Origin of the sequence: Pseudoalteromonas sp. SG45-5, from assembly GCF_014164085.1 — a bacterium.
GTDB lineage: Bacteria > Pseudomonadota > Gammaproteobacteria > Enterobacterales > Alteromonadaceae > Pseudoalteromonas > Pseudoalteromonas aliena.
The window spans coordinates 46,803-67,785 of record NZ_JACJEM010000022.1; the positions used below are offsets into that span (position 1 = coordinate 46,803).

Consider the following 20,983-nt stretch of genomic DNA (forward strand, 5'->3'; position numbering starts at 1 on the left):
AATGCGAATTTTAGTTATAGAAGATGATTTACATTTAGCAGATAACCTACGTAATGCATTAGAAAAAGAGCGTTACAGCGTGGATTTATGCCACGATGGCGAAGCGGGTCTTTTCCATATTACAGAATACCCGCTGGATATGGCTGTGGTTGATTTAGGCTTACCAAAAATAGATGGTATTGAACTCATTAACAAGGCGCGTGCACAGGGGATCACTATCCCTATCTTAATCTTAACCGCGCGTGATCGCTGGCAAGATAAAGTTGAAGGTTTAGATGCAGGTGCAGATGATTACCTCACAAAGCCGTTTCATGTAGAAGAATTAATCGCACGCTGTAACGCACTTATTCGTCGAAGTGCTGGCAAAGCAAACCCAGAAATGACTGCTGGCCCAATTAAAATACACACCCGCTCTCAGCAGGTTTGGGTTGATGATAAAGAGCTTAGTCTTACAGCATACGAATACAAAGTACTTGAGTACTTGATGGTAAATCCACAAAAAGTAATTTCTAAATCAGAGCTTACTGAGCATATTTATGATCAAGATTTTGACCTTGATTCAAACGTAATCGAAGTATTTGTATTACGCTTACGTAAAAAACTTGACCCTGAAGGCACATTAAACCCTGTAGAAACTCTGCGTGGGCGCGGCTACAGGCTTAAAAGTCAGTGGTAATACCGCAAATATCGTTAAAAATAAGGCAAGGATTTATCCTTGTCTTTGTTTTATTAGTCGCACTCCCAATCCTGTTTTATTCAATTGGCAAAGCGTATTATGCTTCACTTGTTGATGCGACAGAAAAAACCCTCGAAGCACAGCTCTACTCGCTTATATCTGAAGTCGACTTTACTGAACACGGCATTATTATGCCAAGTACGATTTTAGCGCCTGAATTGAACCGATTAAACTCTGATACTTACGCAATGATCTACCGTGACGATGAGCCTATTTGGTATTCTGAGTCAGCCGTAAATGTTAGTTTTTCTCCTCAAACAATCGAAACCAAAGCGGGAGCTGCTGACTTTAGACTGGTGAAACACAAAAATACAGCGTACTGGCAACTTAGCCTAACTGTTATTTTGAACAACATAGATCAATCAGAGCAAGCTCGCTTTATACTACTAAAGCGTAACGATGCCCTGCTACGTTTAATGGACGGCTTTAAGCAAACACTTGTAGAGTGGATGTTTATTATGGGGATTGCTATTGCAGGACTCATGGCTGTTGGTTTTATCTGGAGCGCTCGCCCATTGCAACGTCTGGATAAAGAAATAAAAGCGATTGAATCTGGCGATATTCAGGAAATTAAAGGCCTTTATCCAGTAGAGTTACAAACAATCAAAGCTGACCTAAATTTACTCCTTGAGTCGCAGCAACGCCAAAAAGAACGTTATAGAGCGTCACTGAGCGATCTTGCTCATGCGCTGAAAACTCCCCTTGCGGTTTTAAAATCAAGCCCACTTGCAAACGACGCCGATGCTCAAGAGCAACTTGACCGTATTAATGTGATGATCGAACATCAGTTAAAGCGAGCAGCCACTGGGGCCTCCGATACATGGAAAAAACAAACACCGGTTAAGCCCATACTTGATTCAATTTTAAGTGCAATGGCGAAAGTGTATCGCGATAAAGATATTATTTTTAATTGTACAGTCACTGAAAAGGATTACTTTTTAGGCGATCAAACAGACTTAATGGAATTACTTGGCAATTTAATCGATAACGCCTGTAAAGCGTGTCGTTCACAAGTAGAAATACAAGTTGTTCAAAGTAAAACATTACGTATTGCAATTAGCGATGACGGCCCTGGTGTGCCAGAGGATAAACGCGAGGCTTTACTCACTCGTGGTACACGTCTCGATACATACGAAAGCGGGCATGGTGTTGGTATGGCAATCGTGTCTGATTTAGTTAAGTCGTACCATGGTACACTTACTATTACCGAAGCTGATAACCTTGGCGGCGCTCAATTTATTTTAGAGTTTAATTATAATGACAAAAAATAAGTATTTATTTAATTCACTTTGGCTACTTCTGTTGGGTATGAGTCCATTAAGCTTTGCTGGTGATGAGTGTGATTTACCCGCTAAAGCAAACCTTGAAACAACCAAACGCTATATTCAATGCCTTGATACCGTGATTGTAAAGGCAAAACAAGTGCAAAATACCTGGATAATGAAGCGACAATATGAGCTATCTAAAATAGAAGAAGAAACAGGTAATACGCAAGTATCTCTTTTATTTAACCGCAGCATAACTGATCATGAAAAGTACACTGATAGCAGTTGTCAGTTGCGTTACATGCTACAATCACCTAATGCAACGCAAGCTGCAATTAACTATAAACTCTGCGAAATTACATTAATCAATCAATTTACCAACGTATTAAAAGCAGCACTGTAAAAATAACAATTATAGAGCGCTCAAATGTAGACTAATACCAACCAAGTCAGGTATCGCGTCAATTTAATCGTTTGTTGAGCAACTTTTATATCTAAACATCAATAACTTAACATTTAACTACCTTGCGCTAGTATTTACATCGCTTGGTAGTTAAAGCCATCAATTAGTTTTTGGCAACATCATCTTCGCCGCTGCCAAGTAAAGTGGCAACCCACCTACCTTCTGCGCTGGCTTCTAGGCCTATTTTTACTATCATAGTTAGTGGCACTGATAAAAGCATACCCACAGTGCCAAGTAACCACCCCCAAAATATCAAGGATAAAAATACGACGAGTGTAGAAAGGCCAAGCCCCTTACCTAAAAACTTAGGCTCTACAATATTACCCATCACCGTATTAATAGTTAAGTAACCTGCAGCCACAAGCCCCGCAACCAAGGGACCTTGAGTCACAAGCGCTAATAAGATAGCGGGCACAGCCGCAATAATTGAACCAATATTAGGAATGTAATTGAGCATAAAAGCCAATACGCCCCATAACACAAAGTAATCCACATCCAATATCCATAAGTAGAATGCGGCAATAATACCGGTGGCTAAACTCACTAACGTTTTAATCGCTAAATATGAATTTATAGATTCTAAAAAACGATCTATTTGCTTCATTTTACGATCGGGATCATCCAGTGCCATATGTATTTTTCGGCTTAACATTGGCCCTTCAAATAGCATAAAAACAACCGTTAAAATGATTAAAAACATATTAGCCATAACCCCACCTAATCCGGTGAGCATATTAGTGGCAACATCAACCATTTTTCCAGGATCAAACATATTGATCAGCTGCTCTTTATTGATAAGTATGTTGTACTTGGATGCTAAGTCAACCAACCAAACAAATTCTTCTTTAAGCTGTGCTTTATATTCTGGGAGCTGCTGCGAAAAATCGTTTATAGACTGGCCAACAAGCCCACCAAGGCTTACACCTAAGCCAACAATAATGAGCACAACCAAAACAACAGCAATCCCTTTAGGGATTTTATAGCGAGCAAAAAACTTGATAAATGGATTACAAACGATGGCAATAAACGCCGCTAAAATAAAGGGAATAATAATTACACTCGCTGCTTTTATACCCGCGAGCACAACCACTAATGCAGCAAAAACGATTAGACTTTTATTTACTCCAGTTAAACCTGCCAACTCATTAATCCTTTTTATAAAATATTTTGCCCCAGTGTAAGGCAAATGCCAATAAAATGAAATAATTACCAAGTGATCATAAAAGCTTGCTGAACGTATAAATTTGCAAAACGGCTTACTAGCGAGTATATGTTTTAACCACTTGCTATCACCTTAATTATAAGGATCAATAATGCATATATTTATCACTGGCGCGACGGGGCTAATTGGGCAGCATTTATGCCCTTTGTTACTTGATGACAATACTGTTACAGTACTTAGTCGTAACCCTGCTAAAGCAAGCGCACTATTGGGCAATAGTGTTAAGACCGTAAAGAATATCAGCTCTGTGGATTTTAATAACGTCGATATTGTTATTAATCTAGCTGGCGAACCCATAGTTAATAAACGTTGGAGCGACAAACAAAAGCAAATAATACGCGACAGCCGTATTGTTATCACACAACAAATTAGTGCTGCTATTCAAGTCTGTAGTACTCCCCCACATACGTTTATATCAGGCAGTGCTGTGGGCTTTTATGGTCGACAAAGTAGTACCCTTATCGATGAAAATTTTGACAATCCACACCCAGAATTCAGTCATCAACTTTGTAAAGATTGGGAAGAATCCGCACTGCTGGCACAATCAGAACTCACCAGGGTCTGTTTATTGCGAACTGGTATCGTGCTTGCTAAAAATGGCGGTGCATTAAGTAAAATGTTACCCGCTTTTAAGCTATGTTTAGGTGGTCCAATTGGAAGCGGCGATCAAGGTATGTCTTGGATACATATTGATGATATGACTCAGCTGATACTTTTTATTATCAGCCATCCTGAACTATCAGGTCCGATAAACGCCACTGCTCCTAATCCAGTCAGTAATTCTGAATTTAGTAAAAGCTTAGGTGATGCGTTATCGCGACCCGCGTTCATCCCTATGCCAAGCATTGCGTTGAAGTTACTAATGGGTGAAATGTCAGACTTGCTAACAACAGGACAATTTGTTGCCCCTCATAAGGCCCTCGCGAATGACTATCGTTTTCACTATCCCGATATCAAATCAGCTTTAGAGAGTTTGGTTTAGCTGGCATAAAACACTTCAAAACTGATGATATGGGTGAATAATTATTTGCCCATATGAGCGTTTAACCCGTGGCTTTAATTCGGTAAACCTTAAATTTTTATCGGGAGTATCAAAGTAAATTTAGATCCTCCGTACTCACTATCCGTCACAGTCACTTGTCCGCTGTGTAAAATCATAATTTCGTTAACAATAGCCAGTCCTAGGCCAAAACCTAAGCTATTGTCTTTATTAGTAAGCTGATGAAAAGGCTGAAAAATACTAGCTCGATATTCAATATCAATGCCTTCACCATTATCTTCAACACAAAATAAAAGTGTATTTTTAGCTACACTCGCCGAGAGGTAGATTTCAGTCCCCCCATATTTATCTGCATTTTTCACAAGATTCGTGATGCAGCGTTCAATCAAAGTCTTATCTATCAATGCATTAAATGTTGGAGCAGTTTTATGCGTCAACTTCAAGTGATGTTTACATTCAATTAAAAGTTTCTCATGCAGTCCCTGCAAATACGCTTCAATCGGAGTTTCTTCTAATTGTAATTTAAGCTCCGCACGCTCCATTTTCGCGTAACTTAATAGCTCATTAACTAAATCCTCTAAAGCAAATATTTCATCTTCTAATGCCTTTATATGTACCGTATTATTTTCGCTTTTAGCGGTTAACAGCATCTCTAAAATCATTTGCATACGAAAAAGTGGTGAACGGAACTCGTGTGCTATAACATGAGTTAACTGCTTATGGCTGCCTAGAATTTTTTGCATTTGATCGGCCATTTCATTTAAACAAGTATTAACACGCCCAACCAGAAAGCGCTTTTTGGTTGGCGCCCTTGCTGACAAATCGCCCTGACTAATATTAACTAATGTAGACTCTATTTTTTTTAGCTTTTGGTGTAAGCCAAACAGCCAAGTAAAACAGCTTAAAGCAATTAAACTGACTAAGATCAATAAAGTAATATCATTAACCTTTTCATCAATTTGCAATAACGTGTGATCAATGTTTTCTTTTATTTGAAAGTAGCGCGCAGGTGTAAACGCCTTAAAGTAATCAAACTCTTCATCATCAAACCAAGTTTGCTGACTTTGAAGCGCCAATTGAATATGTTCTGGGATAGTATCTAACTCAACGGCAGTGATAATACTTTGATTATGTTCTGCAATCTTATCTAATAAGATTTGACGCCTTTGCGGTGTTATATGCGTATCTAACTCTTCAAGTAGCGCAACTTCCGAGGTGAAATTTTCGGCTCTAATAATGTTTTCAACATCAACATAAAGATACGTATTAATTAAATGCGCGACAATAAAAAATACAAAAATTGCGCTTAAAAGCCCTAAATATAAAGAAACAAATAATCGTGTCATGTAATCTAATTTCCTGAAATATAAATGAGAGCGTAACCTAAATCAGGAATGTGTAATGTACGCGATTTTATAGATACAACTTACCAAAAATCAGGAACAAACATATAACCTTTACCTCGCACGGTAATTAAACCTTGTGGTCGGTTAGCATCGTCTTTTAGCTTTTTTCGTATTTGAGCTATTTTATTATCTATGGATCTATCTAAACCATCGTATTCAACACTTCTAAGCGATTTCAACAACTCTTCTCTGCTTAATACTTGCTCTGCATGCTGCGCAAGTTGCCAAAGCAGCGAAAACTCAGAAGGCGTTAAAGGCACCAGCTCATCCGCTAACTTACAACGTTGCAACGAATTATTTAGCCATAACGCACCAAAAACTTTCTCTTTGCTTGTGCTTTGAGTAGTTTCAATCTGTTTAGGGTTCTCAATGCTTTGACTCCTTCGTAACAGATTCTTAATTCTAGCGAGTAACACTCTAGGTTGAATCGGTTTTTGAACAAAGTCATCTGCTCCTATTTCCAATGCTGCCACTTGGTCCATATCGTCACCACTGGCAGTTAACATTAAAATCTGTCCTGAATATTGGCTTCTTACCTCACGACACACAGCTAAACCGTCAATACCAGGTAACATTAAATCAAGAATAACCAAGGTTGGTGATGTGTGTAATATTTTGTCAACAGCACTTAATCCCGAATTAACGACGTAAACATCAAAATTAAAATTTGAAAGGTAATCTTGTAATAAAGATGCGAGCTTTTCGTCATCTTCGACCAACAGAATACTCTGATTATTTAACATTTTATAAAGATAGGTTATTCAAGTAAAACATAAGCATCAATATAACAGACAAATAAAAAAGAGACATTATTAGGGCATGTTTATCTTTGTGGGTTGAAATTTGTAGCCGTATCGTTCTTTCCTATACATAGTCGATACCATACAAAAAGCTAAATATACGCTGCTAAGTAAGTTTTAGGGGCGCTGAGTCCAATTAGATAAAGCCGCCCCAAAACAATACTGAAAAATTAATACATTCAGATACCTCTTTGCTTACTCACTTGAGTTTATGGTTGTAGCAAGTACTTATCTAACTCCGCTTTTGTCATTTCGTGTGCGCCATCAAACGGTGCAGCTTCAATAGTAAAAAAGTAGAACTCAGGTCCTAACTCAGCGCCCAGCATTTCGCGAAAATACGTCAATTGCGCTCCGTGACCAGCATGGTCTCGACCTAACTTATCAGCCGTTACACCATTAACACAACACCACGAATGAACGCCTACTTTAGCACCTTGGGTGTATACGCGTTTTGCACCTGATGCGAATAAATCAACTCCACCTGAATATATTGCAGAGTCACTTTCAACCATAGTGGTTAATTGCGCATTACGGACTAATCGGCCTGTATGCATATTAATTTCATCATTAACCGAACCGCTGATCTGCTGCAGTATTAATGTATCAACCGCTGGATTGTTATTAATTAAATCACTCATTTGTATATAGGTGTTAGTCCCTAAATCACCATTAACGGTGGCCTTTGTTCCTGCAACTTCAATAGTGCTGCTACCGCCACTAACAAGAGATTCATTAAACACTAAGCGAACATTAAATATTCCTTTGGTTTTACGATCAGTCACTGTTCCACTGTAAATGACGTTATCGCCGTCCTCTTGAATATCAATAGAAGTACTATCTAATGCACGAGCGGGGTTTGCGATTGCTTGCTCAAAAGATAAATCACTCTCCAGTACAGTTAGTGAGTTGACAGGCTCTTCTTTATCAAAGTTAAACCCTATCATCAAATAGCCATCTTTATACTTAGCCGCAATTATGTTGTCGTCGGTATAGATATCTACAAGGCTGATGTCAAACTTAACACCTTCAATTTGTAGCTCTAACTCAGCTTGATTTTGCTTAAATGTTTCGACATATTTAGACACATTTTCTGGCTGGATCGCGTGTACAGCAACAGGTGAAGTCGGATTGGTAGGAGTCGTTGTTTTTACTGGTATCACAGGCGTTGTCACTTTTTTTGAGTTACTTCCGCACCCTTGCAATAAAAGTGTCGTCGCGACGGTTAATGCCATAATAGTTAATTTGTTCATAATACTGCCCGTTTATCTTTAAGTGGGGCCAGTATAAATATAAGGTTACACATACAATAGTGAGAGTTTGTCGTGCGAATGTATGTAAAATCATTACAAACAGAGTTAGAACGATTAATTTAAGGATTGTTGATCTTTATAGGTTTAATTTTCAGCTGTGTACTTGGTTTTTATATTAGGCCTGTTGACCTTTTAGGATTAAAATTTGTTCTATCTAGGGCCGCTTTAATCGCGACGCGAGGTTTGTAACCTAGTGGGCTCGGTAACTGCTCCTGCGTTACTCTAATGACTTACATCCTTGTAAGAATAAATCAAAACCGAGCAAAGCTTCCATGTTTTGCTCACTTTCACTTATGTAAATCAGGCTATTTTACAATCCATGGTGTTACTTTTAAAACCTGCGATATATCACCAAGCACTGCGTTATCATCTTCCCAACTATTTTCAACGGCAAAGTAGCACACTGACTTTTCACACGTAATGTTCTTATCATCAAATTGGACTGGGCTTTTAAATGTAACAGCAACGCCCTTTTGCTCTGGGAGTAAAAACCACATTAACTTACTTACAAAAAATCCTGACAAATCGGTTAACAGCTCATCAAGTTCTTCGTTAACGATGTACAGCGATTGCTTTGAAAACGCTAAACCTTCTAGTTCGTTTGCTTCTATTTGTAGCTTTAATTGGCAATCATGAGCAGGGTTTTGTGGCTCCACTACAATCACGGCTTTATCGCTATCAAGTTGCTTATCAAACGGTAATAATAGCTGGGCTTTATCGGTAAAGTTAAGCGGATACTCGTTTTTTTCGGTTAAAATAGTGCCGCTTTTTATTGCACACGACTCGTTTGTGCCAATGTCACTAATATAAAAATTTACTCGCGCATATTGAAAATCGCCTTTATTAACGACCTTTAATCTGTCGTAAAAACCGTCGTACGACATTACAAACTCTCTCGCATTGGCGTTAAATACCGTCGCACTAAGCAACAACAACGAGATAACATTCGCGCAAGTTAGAATACGTTTATTCATCAAAGTAAGCTCTATTTTGGTTGATCATGGTGTTCAATTCTTCAATGTACGCTTCACCACGCTCTGAATACGACATTAAACCCTGCGTTAGTTTTGTAGCCTTGATCTTTTTTTGCTCAAGGCGTAGGTTCTCGCGAATAACGCGTAAATCTTTATAGGCCGAATGCGTGTTTATATTTTTAAAATAAGAATTTATAGCCGCTCTTACCGATTTAAACGCAGCCACTTCATGCGCTGCACCGCTATTACGGCGTCTTGGCACCATGCCACAGCCTTTTGAATAGCACCACTGGCCAAAAAAGTTAAGCCCTATGCGTGCAAAACGCGATGTGCCCCATGCAGATTCGTTAGCCGCTTGCATCAACGCTAATTCTTTAGGAATAACATCAACACGACGTAAAGCATGCGTTAGCGTTAATGTATCAAGTGTTGTTGGCAGACCGTACGTTTTTAAAATTTTAACAATATCTTTGCTTTGCTTTTGTTCTAATGACAAATCATTTTGCAGCATCATTCTAGCTATTTCGAGCTTAGCTCGCTGCTGCAGTATTTTTTTATTTTCGGCTTCTACATGTGGGCGAATAAAATCAAAGAAGGCTCGTTTTTTTTCTTTTATATCACTAAACTCAGAAAACTTTGGTAATTTTACATTGTGCAGTGGTTTTTCTTTTTTCTTAATTTTTTTAGGTTGTTCAGTCGTTTTTTGATCCGATACAACACCGTCACTTTGTATAAATGGATACGCAAGCGCCCATATAAAAAAGACGGTTAACAAAAACTGAAAAATAATTTTTAGCATGTACTCTCTCTTTCAAACAACTAATTATGCATGGTTAATACACACGCATACGAATCGTCATTATACCTAAGCCACTTTATAAACGCGAATAACTAATGTTGTGTGTTAATTCGCAATTTATAAGTGCATGGGTATACTGCTAGCGTTACTAATTATTTTTGAGCGAGCAGTATGGATAAACAATGGCAAAGCCGAATAATAGATCAATACAAACACCGTCCTAACGATAATCGTTCACCGTGGCAGGTTGACCGTTCTCGTATTATTCACGCAGCAGCATTTCGGCGTCTACAAGCCAAAACCCAGATTATGGGCATTGGTTTAAACGACTTTTACCGTACACGCCTTACCCACTCTTTAGAAGTATCTCAAATTGGTACCGGCATACTGCGTCATTTAAAAGCGCAACATACCGACTTTACGCACTTTCCATCAAGCGGACTACTAGAAACACTCTGTTTAGCGCACGATATTGGCCATCCGCCTTTTGGGCATGGTGGCGAAATAGCGCTAAATTATATGATGCGCGATCACGGTGGTTTTGAAGGTAACGCACAAACATTACGAATTGTAGCCAAACTTGAGCCCTACAGTAATGGCCATGGAATGAATCTGACTCGTCGTACGTTATTGGGCTTTATAAAATACCCTGCCTTTATTAATACGCTTTGGCACACAATTCCTGATTCAACAATGCCTCGAGCGTTTATAAAAGCCGATGACTGGCGACCAGCAAAAGGAGTGTATAACGACGACAGTGCCATATTCAATTGGATAGTAGAGCCGCTAAGTGAAAACGATAAAGCACTGCTGGGTAACCACGCTACAATTGATAAGTATCGCGCTAAAACAACGTATAAATCACTCGACAGCGCTATCATGGAACATGCCGACGACATCGCTTATGCCGTGCACGATCTTGAAGATGCAATTGCAACTCATGTACTCACTTTAGACGACTGGCAAACGCATGCATTACCTCAATTAAAGACACTTAACTTTGAGTGGTTAAATAATATGCTGGATTCGCTCACTAAGCGTTTATTTTCAAAACATGACTATGAGCGTAAAGATGCTATTGGTGAACTAGTTAATACCTTTATTATTCATATACATTTGGATATTCAAAACGATGACTTTGAATGCCCTATTTTAAAGTACACCGCTAAATTAGATGCGCAATACGACAGTGTATTACAAATACTTAAGCATTTTGTATTTCAACGTTTAATACGCGATCCTGAAATGCAGCAAATAGAGTTTAAAGGACAAAACTTACTGATAGAGTTATTTACTGCGTTTGCCAGCGATCCGCTGCGTTTATTGCCCGAAACAACACAAGCGCAATACATAGAGGCCGAAAGACAGAATCAAGGCATGCGCATAATTTGTGATTACTTAAGTGGAATGAGCGACGAATACGCCTATAAAACATATCAACGATTGTTTTCACCTATCTAATAGCTAACACTAAAAAGGCTGAGTAAATTAAACTTACTCAGCCTTTTTCATTTTTTAAAGTGTTTTTATAATGACTTTACACCCATGTTGTATAACGTAAAGCCATACATATCAGCGTATAAATCAATTATTTTACTCGTCGGTGTACCTGCACCATGCCCTGCATTCGTTTCTATGCGAATAAGCGTAGGATTACTGCCCGTTTGTTTTGCTTGAAGCTCAGCTGCAAACTTAAACGAATGAGAAGGAACTACACGGTCATCGTGATCGCCGGTGGTGATCATGGTTGCAGGGTACTCAACGCCTGCTTTTACATTGTGAAGCGGTGAGTAACCTTTAATGTATTCAAACATTTCTTTGCTTTGATCACTGGTACCATAGTCGTACGCCCAACCGGCGCCAGCAGTAAATGTATGGTAGCGCAGCATATCAAGTACACCTACTGCAGGTAACGCAACTTGAAATAAATCAGGACGCTGCGTCATAACTGCACCAACGAGTAATCCACCATTAGAGCCACCGCGAAGTGCTAAGCGATTTTTCGACGTGTACTTTTTATCTTGTAAATATTCAGCTGCCGCAATAAAGTCGTCAAACACATTTTGCTTTTGCAACTTAGTCCCTGCGTTATGCCAGTCTTTACCATATTCACCACCGCCGCGAATATTAGCTACAGCATATACTCCACCTTGCTCAAGCCATACTGCGGTAGTTGAACTAAAACTTGGCGTTAAACTAATATTAAACCCACCATAACCATATAAAATGGTTGGATTTGAGCCATCAAGTTTAATACCTGTTTTATAGGTAATAATCATCGGAACTTTCGTCCCATCTTTTGATGTGTAAAAAACCTGCTCAGACGTGTAATCATCGCTATTAAAGTCTATTGCTGATTTGCGATATACCCCCGACTCACCAGTAGTTACATCAAACGTGTAGGTAGTCCCTGGAGTTTTGTAATTCGTGAATGAATAATATAGCGTTGTTTGATCTCTTTTACCGCCAAAACCACGTGCAGTCCCCACGCCTGGTAAGGTAATATCGCGAATTAACTCGCCTTTTTTGTTGTACTGTTTTACCTGCGAAATAGCATCAACCATGTAGTTGGCAAAAAAGGTATCGCCACCTTTTGTAAGGTTTAGCACGTTTTTAGTTTCTGGGATAAAGTCTACCCAATTTTCAGGGCTTGGATTGCTTGCATCAACCATTACCACCTTTTTATTTGGTGCATTAAGGTTAGTCACTAAAAACAGTTTACTGCCTTCGTTATCAACCACTGATGTATCTGAATCAGTATTTCCAACCACCGTTACAAACCCACTGTTTTCTTTTGTTAAGTCTTTTATAAACAGCTTATTGCCAGAAGTAGATGTACTTGCTGAAATAAGTAAATAACGGCCATCATGTGTTACATCAGCGCTAACATAACGATGTTTTTGCGCATCTGTTTCACCAAATACAACTTGATCAGTTAGCTGTTTAGTGCCTAACTTATGGTAGTAGGCTTTGTGCTGATCCGTTTTTGCAGAAAGCTCACTGCCTTTTGGTTTTTCGTAACTTGAGTAGTAAAAACCCTCGTTGCCTAGCCAATCAATACCACTAAACTTAACATCAACAAGGGCTTCTTCAACTTGCTTTTTTGTTTTGGTATCAATAACTATAATTTTGCGCCAATCACTACCGCCTTCAGATATTTGGTACGCGAGCAAAGAGCCATCTTTTGAAAATGATAAATCCGACATAGACGTTGTGCCATCGTCACTAAACGTATTCGGATCTAAAAATACTTCAACTTTGCCGTCATCTTTGCTGCGATATAAAACGTATTGGTTTTGCAAACCATCGTTTTTATAAAAATAGGTGTAATCACCTTCTTTAAACGGAGGCCCTATTTTTTCGTAGTTCATTAGTTTTTCAAGACGCTGCTTTAACTTATCTCTATAAGGCACCTGCTCCAAATACGAGAACGTTAAATTATTCTGTGTTGTAACCCAATCGGCAGTCTCGCTGCTCATATCATCTTCTAGCCAACGATATGGGTCAGCTACGGCCTCTTCAAAATAAGTATCAACTACATCGCCTTTTTTAGTCTCTGGGTAAATAACTGAATTTACTTGCTTCATTGGTGCTTGTACTTCTTTTTTGGCTGCTGTGTTAGTTGGCTCTGAACAACCGCTAAGTGCAATAATTACTGCACATGCTAGAGTTTGCTTTAACATTATTAGTTCCGCTTCATTTATTATTGATAGTAAGCTTAAGCTATTAACTTTCAGCACTTTTGTCTATTTAGATGCGGTCAATGCCATTTATCGTTGTAAACAAATGTAAATTTAGGCTTTAATAGCCCATGATCCTCATTAAAATAATAAACGAGCTATATATGGAAAATCCACATCCTAAGTTCAAAAACTTTAACGCTTTTTATCCTTATTATTTAAAAGAACACCGTAATGTTATTTGCCGCCGTTTGCACTTTATTGGCAGTAAATTGGTCATTGTCGTAATAGCAATCGCCTTAATAAAATCACAATATACTTTATTATGGTTATTACCTTTAATCGGCTATGGATTTGCTTGGGTAGGACATTTCTTTTTTGAAAAAAATCGCCCTGCTACTTTTAAACACCCTTTTTACAGTTTGTGGGGAGATTGGGTCATGTTTAAAGACATACTGATTGGTAGAATTAAATTTTAGCCATATTGTTATACTGATTTACTTATAAGAAATGCACTGTTTCACTGTTTAAAATACAAACTAAAAGTATTCAATTATTTATAGCATCACCATTAAATATTAATTAACTTAATGGTTTTAGATCTTTGAGTTCATTTATAATCTTTTTTACAATTACCTACCGACTCAAAACAAGCAGCTTCTATTGTTTCCTTAGTAATTTACTCTCCATTATTTGTTAACTAAAGATTGCTTAAATATAGGTATAAAAGCACCTAGATTAATTGAATGCGATTGACACACTTTGTTAATCAAGTATATGTTCAAAGTAACAAAGAGGTTTACTCGCTTTCTTGTAAACAATTAGAATAATTTAATGGATTTTCAAATAAAGGAAATAAAACATGAATAAAAAGCCATTATTTAACTTGCAACAATCTGCGCCACGTATACTACTTGCAATGAGCGCATCTGCAGCACTACTAGGCTCGCTTAATGTAAGCGCCGCTGAGCAAAATATTAAAGCAGAGGAAAACATCGAGCAAATAAGTGTGATAGGTTCAAGGCGATTAGGTCGTACAGTCGAAGATAGCGCCGTGCCTATTGATATCATAGGGGCTGATGCACTTAATCGTTCAGGTCAAACAGAAACAAATGCACTGCTAAGCAGCTTATTACCAAGCTTTAACTTTCCGCAAGCATCCCTTACTGATGGTAGCGACCATGTACGTCCAGCGCAACTACGTGGTTTAGCACCCGATCATACATTAGTGCTTGTGAATGGCAAACGTAGACACAGCAACGCGTTGCTGAACTTAAATGGTTCAACAGGCCGTGGTTCATCATCCGTTGATTTAAATGCGATACCGGCAAATGCAATTGCCCGAATTGAAGTCCTACGTGATGGCGCAGCAGCACAATACGGCTCTGATGCAATAGCTGGTGTTATTAATATTGTACTTAAGAATGCCAGCAGCGGTGGCTCATTTTCGGCTAACTACGGTGCTAACGTAACGCAAATGGATGGCGTGCCGGCGCTAAAGTCGGTATCCGAAGACAGTAACGGTGATTTAGCATTTACCGAGGGCAGCGATCGCTCGTTAACCGACGGCCAAACATTAACGCTACAAGGCAATATGGGTTTTGAACTAGGCGAAAACGGCTTTTTAAATATCTCAACAGAATACCGAGACCGCCATTCAACTAATCGCTCAGACTACGACCAACGTGAAAACTACGCACGATTAGATGATGGTTCAGACAATGGTGTGCTCGACCGACGCGAATTTACCGTCAATCGCTACAACCATAATTTTGGTAATGGTGATGTTGAAGATTTTTCTGTTTTTTATAACGCAGGTTACCAGTTAACAAACGATGCCGATTTATATTCATTTGGCTCTTACAGTAAACGAGAAGGCGAAGGCAGTGGTTTTTATCGCCGTGCAATTGATAGCCGTAACGTAAAAGAAATTTACCCCGATGGTTTTTTACCGGTTATTACCTCCGATATAAATGACTTTTCACTTGCACTGGGTGTTAAAGGTTTTGTAAGCGAATGGAACTACGACGTATCAGCAGTATATGGCCAAGATGCATTTGAGTTTGGTGTTACTAATAGTTTAAATACCTCATACGGCCCTACTAGCCAAACCACATTTGACGCAGGTACACTTACGTACGATCAACTCACTTTCAACGTTGATTTTAGTCGTGAAGTAAACATAAGCTTTTTAGAAAACTCTGTAAACGTAGCCATAGGTGCTGAGTATCGCCGAGAAGGTTACCAAATAGATGCCGGCGAAGAAGCCTCATATGCACAAGGCCCATTTGGGGCTGCGGGTTCACAAGTATTTCCTGGTTTTACACCAGAATCAGAAGGGGATAACAGCCGTCACAATGTGAGCTTATATGTAGATCTCGAAACTTACCTTGCTGATGATTGGAACATAACCGTTGCCGCTCGTTTTGAGGATTACTCAGACTTTGGCGATACTATTAATGGTAAAATTGCTACTCGTTATTCGTTAACTGAGGATTTTGCACTGCGGGCCTCTGTTTCTACTGGCTTTAGAGCGCCTTCTTTGCAGCAGCAATACTTTACCTCAGTAGCCACTGTATTTGTTGATGGCGAACCAACCGAAACTGGCACGTTTGCACCAAGCAGTAATGTAGCAAAAGCGCTTGGCTCCCCAGGTCTTGATGCCGAGGAAGCAACCAACTATGGCGCTGGTTTTACGTGGTCTACCGACTTTAATTTCAGCTTATCAGTTGATTACTACCAAATATTAATTGATGATCGAATCGTGCTATCAAACAACTTATCGGGCGATGCTATTGCCGATTTACTTCAAGGCACAGGCGCTAACCAAGGTCGTTTCTTCTTAAATGCAATTGACAGTAAAACCCGTGGTGTTGATGTGGTTGCCTCTTATAATGTAGCAACTGATGGTTATGGCGATTTAGCCTTTAACCTAGGTTACAACTACGGTAAAAATGAAGTAACAAATATTATCGACCCACCAGCAGAGCTTCAAGGTGCAGGATTCGATCAAGACAACTTGTTCTCTGGTAACGAACTGCGTCGCTTTGAAGTAAGCACCCCACGCAACAAGTACAACCTTAGCGCAACATGGAATATAGATCAGTGGCGCACCACGCTTAGAACAACGCGTTACGGTGAAACACAAGACCCTTCCGATAACCCTGAACGTAATGAAGTACTCAAGCCTAAATGGATAACTGACTTAGATGTCGCCTATTCGCTTACTGACAACGTATCGCTTAGCTTAGGTGCTAATAACATTCTTGATGTTTACCCAGATGCAACCCGTGAAAATGTTGACGATTTAACAACCTTCTCACGATTATTTGCATACTCTAGCTTCTCACCATATGGATTTAACGGACGCTACGTGTACGGAAAAATAGAAATGAAGTTCTAAGCAGCTTAAAGTAGTTAAAAATACAAAAGCCACTGATTAGGTGGCTTTTTAATGCAAGTTAGAATCAAATCCATAATTAGATTTTAGTTAACCAGCCGTGCTTGTCTTCACTTTTACCCCATTGAATATCGTTCAATGCTTGGCGAAGGCGCGCAGTAGTTGGGCCTGGCTCGCCAGTGCCTACTTTATATTCTTTATCGTTATGAATAAACGTACCCACAGCAGTTAGTACAGCTGCAGTGCCCGAAAGCGCCGCTTCAGTACCTGGTTTAGCAGCACGCTCTAGCAGCTCAGTAACGCTAAAGTTACGCTCGCTTACCGTCATACCTAAATCTTTAGCAATGGTTAAAATACTGTTGCGTGTAACGCCGTGTAAAAACGTGCTATCAAGCGCTTTAGTAATAATTTCGTTGCCATCAATTAAAATAAAGTTAGCCGCGCCGGTTTCTTGCACGTCGCCACCTGGGCAAAATAAAATTTGATCAGCTTGATACTTAGTACGCGCAGCGCTAATGGGTGCTAGTGCACTGGCGTAGTTACCACCACTTTTTACCATACCCATGTGCGGGGCGCAGCGCATGCCATCTTCTTCAAGCAGTACGCGAAGTGCAGTTGCACCACCTGCAAAGTAATCACCTACTGGCGAAAGCAATGTATATAAAAGTGAGCTCATCGATGGCGCTGCCGCTTTACCAATGGCAGCTTCAGTACCAATGTGTGTTGGGCGAATATACATAGAGCCCGGTGGTAATGGCGTTTCATCAGCGTATTGACGAACAATATCAATAATCATGGTTTTTAGCATATCGCTATCAAAACTCGGTAAGCTTAAAAGCGCTGAGCTTTGTTGCATACGTGCAATGTTTGCATCCATTCTAAAAAGATAAACAGAACCATCTTCATGGCGAAAAGCTTTTAATCCCTCAAAACATGTACTTGAATAATGAAGAACGTGCGCACCAGCATGAAGTTCAAGTTTATCGCAAGGGACAATTGAGCTTTCGCTCCATTTATTATCAGAAAAACGTGCTTGAATCATCTGCGGCATAAACACAGTACCAAATGCGGCCATTTTAATCTCTCTTGTGTGGTCTATTTTTCTCCATTGTATGACATTCATGCATCATTTAACCATAGCTAAAGTAAGGCTTTTTTAATTAACCTGAAGATTTTTTTGCATATGCTGTTCATAAATCAGCCGTGATTGTGCACTATAAACAAAAATCCAATGCACAATTACGCATTGGATTATTTTGTTTGCTAAATTTATTTAAACGAATATTTAATAATACGTTTTAACACAGACGTATACTGCCTAAAAAAACCACCCGTATGGTAATCAATGCCGTGTTTTTTCAGAACAGCTTGTACTTGTGGTGCAACTTCTTGATAGCGCGAAGACGGCATATCAGGAAATAAATGATGCTCTATTTGACAGCTCAAATGCCCTGTTAAAACATGAAACCAATGCGGCCCTTTAATATTAGACGAGCCCAACACTTGGCGGTAATACCACTGCCCTTGGGTTTCGTTTACGCAGTCTTCTTGTTTAAAGGTTTGCGTTTCTTCAGTAAAGTGACCACAAAATATTATGGTCGACGTCCATAAATTACGGATTAAGTTTGCTACTAAATTACCCGCTAATACCCATAAAAATAAAGGCCCTGCAAGTAACGGAAATATCGCATAATCTTTAATTAACTGGCGAGCGCCTTTACTAAAAAAGCGATGCTTTAATGTAGAGTGTGAAACAAGCCCTTCACGGTTTTCTTTCTTTTTACCAATAAAAACACGCTCTGCAGCCAACTCGTGATACGACACGCCCCACTGAAATAGCACACTTAAATTAATATACGTAAAAAACTGCCATACATTTTTAAAACGCCACTTAAAATCATCGCTTAAACGCAACAAACCATAACCAAAGTCTCTGTCTTTACCAATAATATTTGTATACGTATGGTGTTCAAAGTTATGAACGCGGTGCCAGCTTTGTCCATCGCACGCTATGTCCCACTCATAATGTTGTGAGTTAAGTTGCTTGTCGTTCATCCAATCGTATTGACCATGCATTACATTGTGGCCAATTTCCATATTGTCTAAAATTTTAGCAAGCGCTAATAGCAACACGCCTGCAACCCACAATAATGGCTGAATAAAACCAAGCATTAGCAAAATTCGCCCGCTCCATTCACACACTCGCTGTTTGCGAATAACAGAGCGAATGTAGTCAGCATCTTGTTGGCCTACTTTGCCAAGGGTATCTATTTTAATGGCATCTAGCTCGCTTGCGAGCATGTCATAGTTAATGTTTTTCATAATTGTAACTCCAAATCACTAACAGGTTGGCTTACGCAAAGTTGGATTAACTGCTCACCGTTGTCACTCAATTCACCTGTTTTTAAATTACGTACCACGCCTGACTTTTTAATACATTGGCATTGATGGCAAATACCAATACCACAACCGCGTTTAACGGGTAGCTTTTTTACTTCAAACTGAGTCAGTAAAACATCGTTGCCCGATACAACATGGGCACTGGCGTTAATTTTTACATTGAATTGGCTGTCATCGTTTAAGGTAGGCAGCGCCAAACCAAAGGCCTCTTGGTAGTAATTTAGCCTATGCGTTTTAGCAAAATCGCCCACCGTTTGCATAAATGCTGCAGGACCACAGCAATAAATGTCTGGGTTTCCCCACGGCTTAATATTGCTGGTTATATCGCTTGATTGCTCGCGCGTTAATAATAAAAACGAAAAATGCTCAAATTGCGCCGCAAACTCACTCAGCTCATCAACACATTGATGCTCAGTGGCTTTTGCGTAATACACTAACGACACTTTTTGCATCGTTTGGCTTAAGTAATCATCAAGCATGGCCAGCATAGGTGTTATACCCGACCCACCGGCAACAAAAGTAGCCGGTGTATGTGTATTTTTAAATACAAAGTCGCCGTTTGGCGCAGAAATATTGCACCACAAACCCGCTTTTAATGCGCTACTGAGTAAACCTGTAAAGCGCCCTTGCGCATTTGTTTTGATCAGCAAACGCACTAACCCAGTATTTTTAAATTGCTGAGCGCTTGAAGCCACGGTAAAAACGCGTGTTAATAATCGCCCATTAATTTCAAGCGTTAAACTTATATGCTGCCCTGATGTATGTGTAGGCCATTGTTTACTTGGCTTAAGTTGCACACTTAAAAAGTCGCCATCAAGCACTTTTGTATTAACTACTTGCGCTCTAAACTGCCCTGCACGCCACGCAGGTTTAAACACCTGCATTACGGGCTCTATGTAGCCTTTAAAACTTTGATGGTGTAAAAACCATTTTGAAAATTGGTTTAATACTTGAGTCATCATGGTTAAATCTCTATCAAATCTTAATTATTTTGAACTTACACGTGTACGCCCAAACTTCAGCGCACAAGTGTACGCTCAAATTTCAAGTTTTCAACCCTAATAACGTAATTATTCAATTGTTAACTGCAGGACTATTTTATATTTAAAAAATCGATTTCCCGCGATGAATCGTATGTATACTCATTGAGTAAATACATTAAAACTTATTAAGAGAGTAAGCATGTTTTCGATATTTAAATCAGATCCAACAAAAAAATTACGCAAAGAATACGATATAAAACTAGAGCAAGGCATGCAGGCACAGCGTAAAGGCGATATTAAAAGCTACGCTATGTTAAGCGCAGAAGCCGAAAAAATATGGAGTGATATAGAAGCGCTTGAAGCTAAAAAAAACAAATAAATGTATGTAACCTGAGATCTGCTTAAGCGATAACTAATGCGTTAAGCTCTACGTCAGTTAAATTAAGGTGTGGCTTATTTTCTTTAAAGCAATAAGCCACCAATCCAGCCACTAAATTCAACATAAAGCCGTTCATACTCCGATGTCTCGAATGTTCAATGAAGGA

At 39.2% G+C, this 20,983-nt stretch carries 18 protein-coding genes and 1 pseudogene; 8 read left to right on the forward strand and 11 right to left on the reverse strand.

Annotated elements, in window-relative coordinates; all coding sequences use genetic code 11:
• Position 1: 1 nt before the first annotated feature.
• The 3 genes from H5119_RS09140 to H5119_RS09150 are packed head-to-tail and all read left to right on the forward strand — an operon-like array spanning position 2 to position 2,404.
• Complete coding sequence (locus H5119_RS09140) at positions 2-676, forward strand: response regulator transcription factor (RefSeq protein WP_058548980.1); 675 nt, start codon at positions 2-4, stop codon at positions 674-676.
• Entirely contained in the window at positions 670-2,007 is a 1,338-nt protein-coding gene (locus H5119_RS09145; protein WP_182702000.1) for an ATP-binding protein, read from the forward strand. The genes H5119_RS09140 and H5119_RS09145 overlap by 7 nt, the downstream gene beginning before the upstream one ends.
• Positions 1,994-2,404 (forward strand): hypothetical protein, encoded by a 411-nt coding sequence (locus tag H5119_RS09150; RefSeq protein ID WP_182702001.1) that lies wholly within the window; start codon positions 1,994-1,996, stop codon positions 2,402-2,404. The genes H5119_RS09145 and H5119_RS09150 overlap by 14 nt, the downstream gene beginning before the upstream one ends.
• 163 nt (positions 2,405-2,567) lie before the next feature.
• On the opposite strand, the gene H5119_RS09155 is transcribed toward H5119_RS09150, so the two are convergent.
• The gene (locus tag H5119_RS09155; RefSeq protein ID WP_182702002.1) at positions 2,568-3,605 is read right to left on the reverse strand and encodes an AI-2E family transporter; all 1,038 of its coding nucleotides are present in this window, start codon (positions 3,603-3,605) and stop codon (positions 2,568-2,570) included.
• Positions 3,606-3,777: 172 nt separating this feature from the next.
• Here H5119_RS09155 and H5119_RS09160 point away from each other — a divergent pair, with 172 nt between their 5' ends.
• Complete coding sequence (locus tag H5119_RS09160) at positions 3,778-4,668, forward strand: TIGR01777 family oxidoreductase (protein ID WP_182702003.1); 891 nt, start codon at positions 3,778-3,780, stop codon at positions 4,666-4,668.
• 89 nt (positions 4,669-4,757) lie between these two features.
• Here the strand turns inward: H5119_RS09160 and H5119_RS09165 are convergent, their stop codons facing one another.
• The 5 genes from H5119_RS09165 to H5119_RS09185 form a co-directional block, all read right to left on the reverse strand.
• Entirely contained in the window at positions 4,758-6,032 is a 1,275-nt protein-coding gene (locus H5119_RS09165) for an ATP-binding protein (protein WP_182702004.1), read from the reverse strand.
• An 80-nt stretch (positions 6,033-6,112) separates the two neighbouring features.
• Positions 6,113-6,835 (reverse strand): response regulator, encoded by a 723-nt coding sequence (locus H5119_RS09170; RefSeq protein ID WP_182702005.1) that lies wholly within the window; start codon positions 6,833-6,835, stop codon positions 6,113-6,115.
• 266 nt (positions 6,836-7,101) lie between these two features.
• Positions 7,102-8,142: a hypothetical protein gene (locus H5119_RS09175; RefSeq protein WP_182702006.1), complete on the reverse strand. Its 1,041-nt coding sequence runs from the start codon at positions 8,140-8,142 to the stop codon at positions 7,102-7,104.
• A 365-nt stretch (positions 8,143-8,507) separates the two neighbouring features.
• Positions 8,508-9,176 (reverse strand): DUF2987 domain-containing protein, encoded by a 669-nt coding sequence (locus H5119_RS09180; protein WP_182702007.1) that lies wholly within the window; start codon positions 9,174-9,176, stop codon positions 8,508-8,510.
• Positions 9,169-9,975, reverse strand: coding sequence for a glucosaminidase domain-containing protein (locus tag H5119_RS09185; RefSeq protein WP_182702008.1), 807 nt, complete (start codon positions 9,973-9,975; stop codon positions 9,169-9,171). Before H5119_RS09185 ends, H5119_RS09180 begins: the two co-directional genes overlap by 8 nt.
• A 171-nt stretch (positions 9,976-10,146) precedes the next feature.
• On the opposite strand from H5119_RS09185, the gene H5119_RS09190 reads away from it, so the two are divergent.
• Positions 10,147-11,436, forward strand: a complete 1,290-nt coding sequence (locus H5119_RS09190) for an anti-phage deoxyguanosine triphosphatase (protein ID WP_182702009.1) — start codon at positions 10,147-10,149, stop codon at positions 11,434-11,436.
• A 65-nt stretch (positions 11,437-11,501) separates the two neighbouring features.
• Here H5119_RS09190 and H5119_RS09195 read toward each other — a convergent pair whose 3' ends face one another.
• Entirely contained in the window at positions 11,502-13,658 is a 2,157-nt protein-coding gene (locus tag H5119_RS09195) for a prolyl oligopeptidase family protein (RefSeq protein ID WP_182702010.1), read from the reverse strand.
• A gap of 161 nt (positions 13,659-13,819) precedes the next feature.
• Between H5119_RS09195 and H5119_RS09200 the strand changes: the two genes are divergently transcribed.
• Both H5119_RS09200 and H5119_RS09205 read left to right on the forward strand, forming a co-directional pair.
• Positions 13,820-14,134 (forward strand): DUF962 domain-containing protein, encoded by a 315-nt coding sequence (locus H5119_RS09200; protein ID WP_182702011.1) that lies wholly within the window; start codon positions 13,820-13,822, stop codon positions 14,132-14,134.
• A 383-nt stretch (positions 14,135-14,517) separates the two neighbouring features.
• Positions 14,518-17,058 carry a TonB-dependent siderophore receptor gene (locus H5119_RS09205; protein ID WP_182702012.1) on the forward strand — a complete coding sequence of 847 codons (2,541 nt, stop codon included), beginning with the start codon at positions 14,518-14,520 and terminating at the stop codon, positions 17,056-17,058.
• A 76-nt stretch (positions 17,059-17,134) separates the two neighbouring features.
• On the opposite strand, the gene H5119_RS09210 is transcribed toward H5119_RS09205, so the two are convergent.
• The 3 genes from H5119_RS09210 to H5119_RS09220 all read right to left on the reverse strand — a co-directional run bounded on the left by H5119_RS09210 (position 17,135) and on the right by H5119_RS09220 (position 20,417).
• On the reverse strand, positions 17,135-18,178 hold the full coding sequence (locus H5119_RS09210; protein WP_182702013.1) for a branched-chain amino acid aminotransferase: 1,044 nt from the start codon (positions 18,176-18,178) through the stop codon (positions 17,135-17,137).
• A gap of 146 nt (positions 18,179-18,324) precedes the next feature.
• Positions 18,325-19,377, reverse strand: a complete 1,053-nt coding sequence (locus H5119_RS09215) for an acyl-CoA desaturase (protein ID WP_182702014.1) — start codon at positions 19,375-19,377, stop codon at positions 18,325-18,327.
• Positions 19,374-20,417, reverse strand: a complete 1,044-nt coding sequence (locus tag H5119_RS09220; protein WP_182702015.1) for a flavin reductase family protein — start codon at positions 20,415-20,417, stop codon at positions 19,374-19,376. The genes H5119_RS09215 and H5119_RS09220 overlap by 4 nt, the downstream gene beginning before the upstream one ends.
• 220 nt (positions 20,418-20,637) lie before the next feature.
• Between H5119_RS09220 and H5119_RS09225 the strand changes: the two genes are divergently transcribed.
• Positions 20,638-20,817, forward strand: a complete 180-nt coding sequence (locus tag H5119_RS09225) for a DUF6435 family protein (protein ID WP_138584296.1) — start codon at positions 20,638-20,640, stop codon at positions 20,815-20,817.
• 22 nt (positions 20,818-20,839) lie between these two features.
• On the opposite strand, the pseudogene H5119_RS20455 reads toward H5119_RS09225, so the two are convergent.
• Positions 20,840-20,983, reverse strand: a pseudogene (locus H5119_RS20455) (IS982 family transposase); the annotation flags it as partial.

What these genes read in the sequence shown, in the direction of transcription:
- H5119_RS09140 (WP_058548980.1), top strand. Translation starts at nt 2, where the DNA reads ATGCGAATTTTAGTTATAGAAGATGATTTACATTTAGCAGATAACCTA.
- H5119_RS09150 (WP_182702001.1), top strand. Translation starts at nt 1,994, where the DNA reads ATGACAAAAAATAAGTATTTATTTAATTCACTTTGGCTACTTCTGTTG.
- H5119_RS09160 (WP_182702003.1), top strand. Translation starts at nt 3,778, where the DNA reads ATGCATATATTTATCACTGGCGCGACGGGGCTAATTGGGCAGCATTTA.
- H5119_RS09165 (WP_182702004.1), bottom strand. Translation starts at nt 6,032, where the DNA reads ATGACACGATTATTTGTTTCTTTATATTTAGGGCTTTTAAGCGCAATT.
- H5119_RS09170 (WP_182702005.1), bottom strand. Translation starts at nt 6,835, where the DNA reads ATGTTAAATAATCAGAGTATTCTGTTGGTCGAAGATGACGAAAAGCTC.
- H5119_RS09175 (WP_182702006.1), bottom strand. Translation starts at nt 8,142, where the DNA reads ATGAACAAATTAACTATTATGGCATTAACCGTCGCGACGACACTTTTA.
- H5119_RS09180 (WP_182702007.1), bottom strand. Translation starts at nt 9,176, where the DNA reads ATGAATAAACGTATTCTAACTTGCGCGAATGTTATCTCGTTGTTGTTG.
- H5119_RS09185 (WP_182702008.1), bottom strand. Translation starts at nt 9,975, where the DNA reads ATGCTAAAAATTATTTTTCAGTTTTTGTTAACCGTCTTTTTTATATGG.
- H5119_RS09190 (WP_182702009.1), top strand. Translation starts at nt 10,147, where the DNA reads ATGGATAAACAATGGCAAAGCCGAATAATAGATCAATACAAACACCGT.
- H5119_RS09195 (WP_182702010.1), bottom strand. Translation starts at nt 13,658, where the DNA reads ATGTTAAAGCAAACTCTAGCATGTGCAGTAATTATTGCACTTAGCGGT.
- H5119_RS09200 (WP_182702011.1), top strand. Translation starts at nt 13,820, where the DNA reads ATGGAAAATCCACATCCTAAGTTCAAAAACTTTAACGCTTTTTATCCT.
- H5119_RS09205 (WP_182702012.1), top strand. Translation starts at nt 14,518, where the DNA reads ATGAATAAAAAGCCATTATTTAACTTGCAACAATCTGCGCCACGTATA.
- H5119_RS09210 (WP_182702013.1), bottom strand. Translation starts at nt 18,178, where the DNA reads ATGAATGTCATACAATGGAGAAAAATAGACCACACAAGAGAGATTAAA.
- H5119_RS09215 (WP_182702014.1), bottom strand. Translation starts at nt 19,377, where the DNA reads ATGAAAAACATTAACTATGACATGCTCGCAAGCGAGCTAGATGCCATT.
- H5119_RS09220 (WP_182702015.1), bottom strand. Translation starts at nt 20,417, where the DNA reads ATGATGACTCAAGTATTAAACCAATTTTCAAAATGGTTTTTACACCAT.
- H5119_RS09225 (WP_138584296.1), top strand. Translation starts at nt 20,638, where the DNA reads ATGTTTTCGATATTTAAATCAGATCCAACAAAAAAATTACGCAAAGAA.